General features: G+C 31.9%; 11 protein-coding genes, 1 tRNA gene and 1 pseudogene. 7 read left to right on the top strand and 6 right to left on the bottom strand.

Annotated elements, in window-relative coordinates:
• From M1F56_RS03920 to M1F56_RS03895, 6 genes and pseudogenes are all read left to right on the top strand, one after another.
• Positions 1–135 (top strand): annotated as a pseudogene (locus M1F56_RS03920) (IS110 family transposase); the annotation flags it as partial.
• A gap of 346 nt (positions 136–481) precedes the next feature.
• Entirely contained in the window at positions 482–748 is a 267-nt protein-coding gene (locus M1F56_RS03915; RefSeq protein WP_001046955.1) for a chorismate mutase, read from the top strand.
• Positions 745–1,119 carry a fluoride efflux transporter CrcB gene (gene crcB, locus M1F56_RS03910; RefSeq protein ID WP_247916924.1) on the top strand — a complete coding sequence of 125 codons (375 nt, stop codon included), beginning with the start codon at positions 745–747 and terminating at the stop codon, positions 1,117–1,119. Before M1F56_RS03915 ends, crcB (M1F56_RS03910) begins: the two co-directional genes overlap by 4 nt.
• Positions 1,113–1,442, top strand: coding sequence for a fluoride efflux transporter CrcB (gene crcB, locus M1F56_RS03905; protein ID WP_247916923.1), 330 nt, complete (start codon positions 1,113–1,115; stop codon positions 1,440–1,442). The genes crcB (M1F56_RS03910) and crcB (M1F56_RS03905) overlap by 7 nt, the downstream gene beginning before the upstream one ends.
• Before the next feature lie 118 nt (positions 1,443–1,560).
• The gene (gene rplS / locus M1F56_RS03900; RefSeq protein WP_001068670.1) at positions 1,561–1,908 is read left to right on the top strand and encodes a 50S ribosomal protein L19; all 348 of its coding nucleotides are present in this window, start codon (positions 1,561–1,563) and stop codon (positions 1,906–1,908) included.
• Positions 1,909–1,950: 42 nt separating this feature from the next.
• Positions 1,951–2,022, top strand: a tRNA-Arg gene (locus M1F56_RS03895).
• 61 nt (positions 2,023–2,083) lie between these two features.
• Here the strand turns inward: M1F56_RS03895 and M1F56_RS03890 are convergent.
• The 6 genes from M1F56_RS03890 to M1F56_RS03865 all read right to left on the bottom strand — a co-directional run bounded on the left by M1F56_RS03890 (position 2,084) and on the right by M1F56_RS03865 (position 7,367).
• A complete protein-coding gene (locus tag M1F56_RS03890; RefSeq protein ID WP_247916922.1) occupies positions 2,084–3,235 on the bottom strand; it encodes a tyrosine-type recombinase/integrase in 1,152 nt (383 codons plus the stop codon).
• 51 nt (positions 3,236–3,286) lie between these two features.
• Positions 3,287–3,625: a DUF771 domain-containing protein gene (locus M1F56_RS03885; RefSeq protein WP_247916921.1), complete on the bottom strand. Its 339-nt coding sequence runs from the start codon at positions 3,623–3,625 to the stop codon at positions 3,287–3,289.
• A gap of 63 nt (positions 3,626–3,688) precedes the next feature.
• Complete coding sequence (locus tag M1F56_RS03880) at positions 3,689–5,017, bottom strand: Rep family protein (RefSeq protein ID WP_247916920.1); 1,329 nt, start codon at positions 5,015–5,017, stop codon at positions 3,689–3,691.
• 230 nt (positions 5,018–5,247) lie between these two features.
• A complete protein-coding gene (locus M1F56_RS03875) occupies positions 5,248–5,643 on the bottom strand; it encodes a hypothetical protein (RefSeq protein ID WP_247916919.1) in 396 nt (131 codons plus the stop codon).
• A 194-nt stretch (positions 5,644–5,837) separates the two neighbouring features.
• Positions 5,838–7,004, bottom strand: a complete 1,167-nt coding sequence (locus M1F56_RS03870) for a cell division protein FtsK (RefSeq protein ID WP_247916918.1) — start codon at positions 7,002–7,004, stop codon at positions 5,838–5,840.
• Between the two features lie 3 nt (positions 7,005–7,007).
• On the bottom strand, positions 7,008–7,367 hold the full coding sequence (locus M1F56_RS03865) for a hypothetical protein (RefSeq protein ID WP_247916917.1): 360 nt from the start codon (positions 7,365–7,367) through the stop codon (positions 7,008–7,010).
• Positions 7,368–7,534: 167 nt separating this feature from the next.
• On the opposite strand from M1F56_RS03865, the gene M1F56_RS03860 reads away from it, so the two are divergent.
• Positions 7,535–8,368 (top strand): hypothetical protein, encoded by an 834-nt coding sequence (locus M1F56_RS03860; protein ID WP_247916916.1) that lies wholly within the window; start codon positions 7,535–7,537, stop codon positions 8,366–8,368.
• Position 8,369 lies beyond the last annotated feature (1 nt).

Raw genomic sequence — 8,369 nt, 5'->3', positions numbered from 1 at the left:
GACTTTCTAGCCAAGGAACACATCACCAAACGTGGGAATCCCTATGCCAGAAAGATTCTCTTTAAGTGCATTCATAACATAGCCTCAGCTGGCCACACCAATCCTTGTCATATCACAGACTTCTATGAGAATCGGTAAAATTGTTTATGCTATATTATTGTAACACCTTATAAAAAATCACTAGATAAGGTGTTGGTTTTGTGTACACTTTTTACACTAAACTTTAGTTTAAAAAAGACAATTTCCTTAGTTTGACTATGGAAATCAAACTATTTTTCATCAAATACCTTGATATACTTGATAAATGGTAGAAAAGGACCTAGTCCGGTGCAATACAGAACTAAATCCTTTCAATAACTATTTGTCCAACTTTTTGGGGTCAGTACAGTAGCAGGGGGTTATGATTTAGTTTTTTTTTTGGATTTTACTAGCCTATTTAGAGGCTTTTTGATACAATAATTCAAATAAGGGAGGAGACTGTATGAATTTAGATATTATTCGGCAAGAAATTGATCAAATCGACGACCAAATTGTCAAGCTCCTAGAAGAACGGATGCATTTGGTTGAGGGAGTGGTTGCCTATAAGAAAGCCTCAGGAAAACCTATTTTAGATAGTAAGCGAGAAGAAGTCATTTTTGAAAAGGTAAGGAGTCGTGTAGAGGATAAGCGCTATCAGGAGACTATTGTTGCGACTTTTTCAGACATTCTCAAACGTTCGCGTGATTATCAGGATCAAAACATCAAATGAAAAAAGAACAATTCTATCCGCTAGGGATTTTTCTAGCTGCTATGTCAGGTGGCCTTGTCCGCTATTTTGTATCTAGTCAGTTGCCAGCCAGTCCCGACTTTCCTTGGGGTACCCTCCTTGTCAACTATCTGGGTATTTTCTGCTTAGTCTATCTGGTGAAAGGTTATCTAGTTTATAAGGGAAGTAGTAAAGGCTTGGTTTTGGCGCTGGGGACGGGTTTTTGCGGAGGTTTAACAACCTTTTCTAGTCTAATGCTTGATGCAGTAAAACTGCTTGATACCGGGCGTTATCTTAGTTTAGGCATCTACTTATTTTTGAGCATTGGTGGAGGTCTGCTCTTGGCTTACGTTCTAGGGAGGAAGAAATGGTAATCGTTTATCTTGCAATCGCCTGCGGCTTCGGAGCCCTAGTGCGGTATTTCTTGTCTCGCTATAATCAAGCTTCTAAATTGCCCCTAGGAACTCTCATAGCCAATCTTCTCGGTTGTTTTTTGATTGGCCTACTCTACAATCATGTGGAGTCCAAGGAAGTCTATGCTATCCTAGCGACAGGTTTTTGTGGTGGGTTGACGACCTTTTCAACCTTGAATGACGAGCTACAAAGACTGTTAAGTGACAAGAAGGTATTTTATAGCTATTTTCTCTTAACTTACCTAGGCGGTTTTCTAGCGATTTTTTTAGGAATTCTGCTATAAATTTCTTTACTTTTAGGTGGAAATTTGGTAAACTGTATCTTGTGTGTAATGGACGCACAAAAATACAGTTTATCCGCTGAGGAAGGTTCCTCAAGATTGACAAAGATAGGAGAATAAAATGAATCCATTAATCCAAAGCTTGACTGAAGGTCAACTTCGTACAGATATCCCATCATTCCGTCCTGGTGACACTGTTCGTGTACACGCGAAAGTTGTCGAAGGTAACCGTGAACGTGTTCAGATCTTTGAAGGTGTTGTTATCGCACGTAAAGGTGCAGGCATCTCAGAAAACTACACAGTTCGTAAAATCTCTAATGGTGTAGGTGTTGAGCGTATCTTCCCAATTCACACTCCACGTGTTGAAAAAATCGAAGTTGTTCGTTACGGTAAAGTACGTCGTGCGAAATTGTACTACTTGCGTGCTCTTCAAGGTAAAGCAGCTCGTATCAAAGAAATCCGTCGTTAATTCGACTAAAAAACTCTGCTTATTCAGCAGAGTTTTTATCTAGCTCCCTTAGTTCAATGGATATAACAACTCCCTCCTAAGGAGTAGTTGCAGGTTCGATTCCTGCAGGGGGCATATAATATACTATAGAAACGTTGAATTAACAACGTTTTTTTATTTTTTGGTCAATATTTGGTCAACTAATATCCTTTTTATTTAAACTAGTTAATACTGCACGAACTTTATTATTTTCAATATCAGCTTTTTCTTTTATTAAATGTCCGTAAGTTTCAGTTATTTGTTTTATATCTTTATGTCCCATCAATTTTGATACTGCCCAAATATCAATTCCTTTAGCTAACATTGTTGAACAGTAAGTATGTCTCAAACCTGTACTTGTCATACTTTCAGGGTGAATTTTCAATGTTTTTAAAATTTGTTTTAGATGCTTATTAATTCCTGCATTTGTCACAATATTATAATTCAAATCAACAAATATCATATTTTCTTTATTTGAAATTGTTCCATTTTCAATGAATACCCTTTGCTCTTGTTTTAATTTTTTGAGAACTGATAGCGTGTCATCATCGATAGGAATTGTACGAATTGAATCTTCTGTTTTAGCTTTTGTCCAACGTTGCCTAGCTGTATCGTATCTTCTGTAAGTTTTGATTTCTGAAGTTTTCCAAAAGATACAATCCCATGTAAGACCTGCAACTTCACCTGTCCTCATTCCAGTTTTTAATTGAATAAGTAGTAAGTACGGAACAATAGTAGTTGTTAAGTCAAGATTTTTTTCTAGATATGTTATTAATTTTTGATAATCATTAAAGCTGTGAATATATTTTTCATCTCTCCGTTTTTTAGATAGACGCCCTGAAATAATTATACCCTCAGTGAAATCTTCTATATTTAACTTATCTCTTTTTGCAAAACCAATCACATTTCTAACTTCCGCATTCATTCTACTAACATTGTCGCGACAATTTGTTTCAGCATACTTATTAATAAATGCTTGATATTCACTTGCTTTGATTTCGAGCGCTGGTTTATCTTTAAAATAATCTTTAATGAATCTTCCTCGTAAAATATGCTTATAAAATGTGATATCGCTTTTGTTTAGTGGTTTTACTGTTAATTCTAACCATTTTTCCCAAAGTGAATAAAACGTAATATTTTTATCTATAATAACTCCATTAATTAATTTTAATTCAAGAGCTAAAGCTTCAATTTCAGCTTCTCGTTTTGTTTTAAATCCAGAATTAGAAGCAACTACCTTTTTATCTTTATCAAAAATCCTATAATCCCATAAATTTTTTTTCCCTCGTTTTCTGTATGAAACTGACATGATTACCTCTTTCTAAAAGACGATAATCAAGATATTATCTTGATTATCGTATCATAAACTAAAAATTTCTGCAAAATTTTCTTCAAAAAATTTTTTCGTTTTGCTAGCTAAAAAGTAGTACCGTCCACCCTGACTGTCTGGATATTTCACAAACCCATCTTTGTTTTTATCAATATCGATTTTTGAGCGAATAGCAGGCTGATAAAGAACATGTTCAAGTAGCCAAGGGCGAGAGACGGAAACCATCTCTAAAACCTCAGATAAGCTCATATATTGCCCTTGTGAAGCCTTGTTTTTTAAGTTAAGATATTCATCTTTCTCTACTATAATGTGTGTTTGAGGAAGATTTACTTCTAAATTGTCTATTTTGATTAAAATCTTATTTGTCATATAAATTTTTCTCTTTCTATGATAAAATAGAAGCAGAAATAGCTTTGATTATTTCCACTAATTTTAGTTATCACTACACTCGCTTTCGTCGGTTGAGTCTGTAGTGATAACTTTTCTTTTGCTGTCAATACTTTTTTCTTTATTGATTCTTTCTAATATATCTGAAGCAATTTTTCGAAATTCTTCTTCATTTTCTACACTTTTTAGTGTATACGTATCTATTTTTTTAAATGCTTGTTTCGCTTTTTCTTTTAAATCACGTGTTGCTGTGTAATTCCATAATTCAATTTTGATAACCTTATTCTTTTCATCGTGAACCATTTTGATTACAAATCTAATTCTTCGCATTAGCTGATGATATTCTTTATTTTTCTTTCCAAACCACGAATCACACCAATCCCAATAACTATCTGAATTTGTGATAATTGTTAAATCATTGATGATGTACGCATCTTTAAAAGGTGAACTTAACTGTGTCGCTGAGTCTGGTTCTAGTATCTGAAATAACTCTCGAAAAGTCATGCCACAACTTGAATCTAATTCATTGATTACAATTGTTTTTTCTCCTTTATAACCTGAACCTAAATCAAATCTTTTTTTATTTATTGATGGGGTATGTGCTCCTAACCTATCATGTTCTTCTGCAAGTAAACGTGCTAGATATGATTTTCCTGTTCCCCCTTCAGCTTGAATATAAATACCTGTATGATTCCGTTCCCCTTTGCTCATTCGAATAAACTCCTTCTGAATAAATTCTTGTCTGTTTTCCTCGAACTGTCTTTTATTTGAATTCCACGCTTTTTGTGCTATACGTTGAGTGAATTGCTCAAATAATTGTTGTTTTGCTTCCATTATAAGTAGTCCTTCCTCTGAGATTTGATAACTTAACTCTAAACAATAATCGTCTATTTCTAGACCATTGTCAGCTTTTTCTTTGCTGTGATTTTTGATCTTTCCCATGATATCATCGATATAGTTTGCATTTTCTGATGAAATAACTTCTGCCACCTCGTACGGAAATTTGTGTTCTTCCATGTTACGTTCGTTGCGATGTGTAAGATATCGGCATGCTTTTATCGAACTACGAACAAATTCTAAATTTTGTTCTCTTGAAATTGATAGAGCCTTTAATACTGATGTGTAAGTATGAGCATGCTTAAAATCAATATAAAAATGTGCATGTAGTGGTTTTGAACTTCCGTCATCTTTTAAATCTTTATCGTGAAAAATAATATGATACCTATCTTCTTCATTTTTACAATAGTCTTTAATCCGTTGAATAACTGATTCACGAAAATCTTTTTCAGTTAATTTTGAATTTGCATTATGTTCATATTCGAATGAAATTTGACCAAAAAATTTTCGTTTTCTATCATTTTGATTAATTTTCATAAAAATCCTTTCTGTTTTTGACACAAAATGAATAGTTTGTGTTGATTTTATGTAGGGTTGATTTGATTTTGCTGTGGATGCACAGACGGAGAAAATTGTGCATCCACATCTAAAAATATCATCGCAAATTGACACATCACAAGATGAAATTTTTACTCATTAGACGTGAATTGTTGAAAAATTATGGTGCTGGTGTACTTGCTTACCTTCAGTAGCAGTACACCGCACCTTTATTTTTTTCTAACAGCTGTTGAGCTGAATGTCCTACTATTTTCTAATCTAATGAAATCATTAAATAAATATCTATTGTCTAGCTGATTAAGTTCTCTTTTTGCCTGTGCCAACAATTCTTCCATAATATTATAACTTTCACAATTGGATGGTAAAGTCCATTTTGCAACAGCTCTATGTTCATAGTAAACAACAGTTAATGTTAATAGTGAACGATTCGCTTTTCTGATAATTTCTTGCTTTGTATTGCTGTAGCGAGAGGATTCTTCAAAGCTCGGCTCTACATTTACCTGTCTACAAAATCGTCTTATTTTCCATGTTGCGATATATGATTTTATGCTATTTTTGAAAGAATCAGATTCTACAATACGAAAAATTAAATCAATTAAAATCATATAGATAAAAATGCAAAAATCTAGCAGTAAAATAAAACGCAAGCTTATAATATAAACTAAAAAATAAAAGATAGTCTCTAGATGAATTTGAAAAATTAAGAAAGTAGATATACGTTCTAAAATAAAGAAAATCAATAAAATGAACATGATGAAATTGAGAATATTGTATTTATTGAAATAATGTTTCATAAAATTTATTCCTTTCTAATCATATAATTTGGGGTCAAGAGTGGCATAATTTGTGTCCTATGTTCGCTATCTGTATACTTGATAATTCCTGTACCAATGCCTGATGGGACTACAATATTATCAACATTCGTATTTGGTATCAAAAATTGGCAAGTATTTGCATTTACTTCACCTAATATACAAATGCAATTGATTTGTTCACGTACAGCTGTATTACCACCAAAAGCGGTTGCATCAAATCTTTGACTTAATAAGATAAGACTTACATTTGTCTGTCTGCCCAAAAGAGCAATAGTTCCTAACAATTGAGAAAAAGTTTCTCTTGCTTGTTTTGAACTACCTTGCACTAATGCCAATAGCTCATCAATAACAATGTAGATACGTTCAAAATTTGCATCTGCTTGTTTTAATAATATTTCTTGCCGTTCATATATCTTGTCTATAATACGACCTAATAATTCATTTATTTGTGTTATAAAACTATTTAGATTTGCACCATGAGTTGGAGCGTATACTTCTAACTCCAATTTTTTTCCTAACTGATAAATATCAGAAAGCTTAGGGTCCACACAAACAATTTCATTAGTTAATTTTTTTAAACATAGTATAAGATAGCGCACAAAATGTGATTTCCCTGTTCCTGATGCACCAGATATGGCTAAATGAACTACGTTTTTCATATTGAGATTAATTCCGTATTTACCATTAGCCATGATTGGGACACATTGTTCTGTGATATAATCATTTATAAAATTATTTATGTTGCTAATCTCTAATCTTTTTGGTACTCCATCGAGCCAGGGGAAGAAGAAAGCTCGTGCTTGATTTTCATTTGTTGTATCATATGATACAAAATATGCGTTATTTTGAGCTAACAAAGTTTTGAAAGGATATAAAATACCACAACAAATTGAATATAACTCAAAGTATAATTTAGTATCAATAGGGTATGACACAGGTAAATTTGGAATAAATAAGAATCCAGTATCATTGCTTAGGACCTTGATATCAAATGAATTGAGATATGAAGATTCATCATTAATATTGAGAGCATTATTCAAATTTCTTAAAATGAATTGTTCCAATTTGTGCTTATTTTTGCCAAACTCAACTACATCAGCAACTTCTGCTGATGTAGCTTGAGCTTGGCTTTTATTCATTAAAAAAGCCATTTTTTACTTTCCTTTCTTCTGAATACCTTTTGCCCTAAAATACAGCTGTCCATATTGATTTTCAAATGCTTCTAAATTTTCAAACTCAACGATATCTCCGATTTCGAATTTTGATAAATTTGGCTTATTTTCTGGTAAAAACTTGACCTTAAAAGGATTGTGATTGTCAGTTGCAACATAGACTTGATAGGCTTGAATTTTATCAGTACGTTTCATCTTTTCTTTACCATTGACAAATTCCCCAGCTTTCTCAAATTCGAATTGAATTTCTAGTTGTTTCCCTGCTAACTTAACTATCTCATTTGAAAGAGCTTGTTCCGCGATGCTAGCACTGTAGCCGTTAGTTTTTTTAAAAAATGCCATAATAGGCCTCCTTTGTTTAATTATTTTTGATAGCTATCGACTATCATGAATCTATTATAATTTTAAATATTGGGTTTGAATTGGCTATTTTGTCATATAAAAAAATTTGAAAAACTACCCAAGATTATGTTATACTAATATTACAAACTAAAGAAAAGAGGAACTATATGAAAATTGATGAAGAAATTTATAGAATGATTAGTCAACGTGTGAAATATAGAAAAAAAGATAAAAAGTTACAAAATATTGATATTTTGTTAAGTGACCCAAATGTTGTTAGTAATATTGTCAATAATAAAAGATATAAAAAAAATCCGTATCTTTTGACACCGGCTTTTGCTTTTGAAATTGTTAAAAATATGAAGTTTACAGATTCATATACTTTAATTTGGGGAAATAAAATGGAACGTGAATCTTACTTTGGGATGTTATTTTTTACAGGTATGGATTACCTTTTAAAGAAAGAAACAAGGTTAATAGAAAAATCTTTGAGTTACTATGTTCCGTATGCGTATGATTTGGCTATCAGGGAATGGGAAAATAAATATGGTGATGGAATTAGCTTATTATTTCCAAATTTCAAGATTGATAAGGATAATGAGAATAGTTTATTAGCTATGCAAATTTTATACAAACATTATAAGGAAGATTTTTTTGAGCGACATTCTAATTATTTTAGTGATTTGTTTACTACTAAATTAGATAAAAAAATTAATAATTTTTTTGAGACTGAACTTTTAGATATGGTTTCAAAAGGAGCTCTATTTGATAGAGGGGAAGATTTTTTTGATTTAATTTTACAAAATTTATCATTAGTTACAGAAATGACGTTTGATTCATTACCTGGAGAGAATTCTAAGTTTCATCCACAATTCGATTTTTCGAAATCAATAGATACATTTATAAAGTCTATGATTCATTATCAGGAACAAATAGAAGGAGAAGTTGTTTTAAGTGATAATATAAATAGTTGGAATGTTAATTTAATGAATAAAAAATAAA

The organism is Streptococcus oralis, from assembly GCF_023109005.1.
Lineage (GTDB): Bacteria > Bacillota > Bacilli > Lactobacillales > Streptococcaceae > Streptococcus > Streptococcus oralis_BU.
Note: the sequence above shows the minus strand (reverse complement) of the source record. Positions and strands in the feature narration are given on the sequence as shown.

Excerpts from the sequence above, each read along its gene's own strand:
- M1F56_RS03915 (WP_001046955.1), top strand. The coding sequence starts at position 482 with ATGAATTTAGATATTATTCGGCAAGAAATTGATCAAATCGACGACCAA.
- crcB (WP_247916924.1), top strand. The coding sequence starts at position 745 with ATGAAAAAAGAACAATTCTATCCGCTAGGGATTTTTCTAGCTGCTATG.
- crcB (WP_247916923.1), top strand. The coding sequence starts at position 1,113 with ATGGTAATCGTTTATCTTGCAATCGCCTGCGGCTTCGGAGCCCTAGTG.
- rplS (WP_001068670.1), top strand. The coding sequence starts at position 1,561 with ATGAATCCATTAATCCAAAGCTTGACTGAAGGTCAACTTCGTACAGAT.
- M1F56_RS03890 (WP_247916922.1), bottom strand. The coding sequence starts at position 3,235 with ATGTCAGTTTCATACAGAAAACGAGGGAAAAAAAATTTATGGGATTAT.
- M1F56_RS03885 (WP_247916921.1), bottom strand. The coding sequence starts at position 3,625 with ATGACAAATAAGATTTTAATCAAAATAGACAATTTAGAAGTAAATCTT.
- M1F56_RS03880 (WP_247916920.1), bottom strand. The coding sequence starts at position 5,017 with ATGAAAATTAATCAAAATGATAGAAAACGAAAATTTTTTGGTCAAATT.
- M1F56_RS03875 (WP_247916919.1), bottom strand. The coding sequence starts at position 5,643 with ATGATTTTAATTGATTTAATTTTTCGTATTGTAGAATCTGATTCTTTC.
- M1F56_RS03870 (WP_247916918.1), bottom strand. The coding sequence starts at position 7,004 with ATGGCTTTTTTAATGAATAAAAGCCAAGCTCAAGCTACATCAGCAGAA.
- M1F56_RS03865 (WP_247916917.1), bottom strand. The coding sequence starts at position 7,367 with ATGGCATTTTTTAAAAAAACTAACGGCTACAGTGCTAGCATCGCGGAA.
- M1F56_RS03860 (WP_247916916.1), top strand. The coding sequence starts at position 7,535 with ATGAAAATTGATGAAGAAATTTATAGAATGATTAGTCAACGTGTGAAA.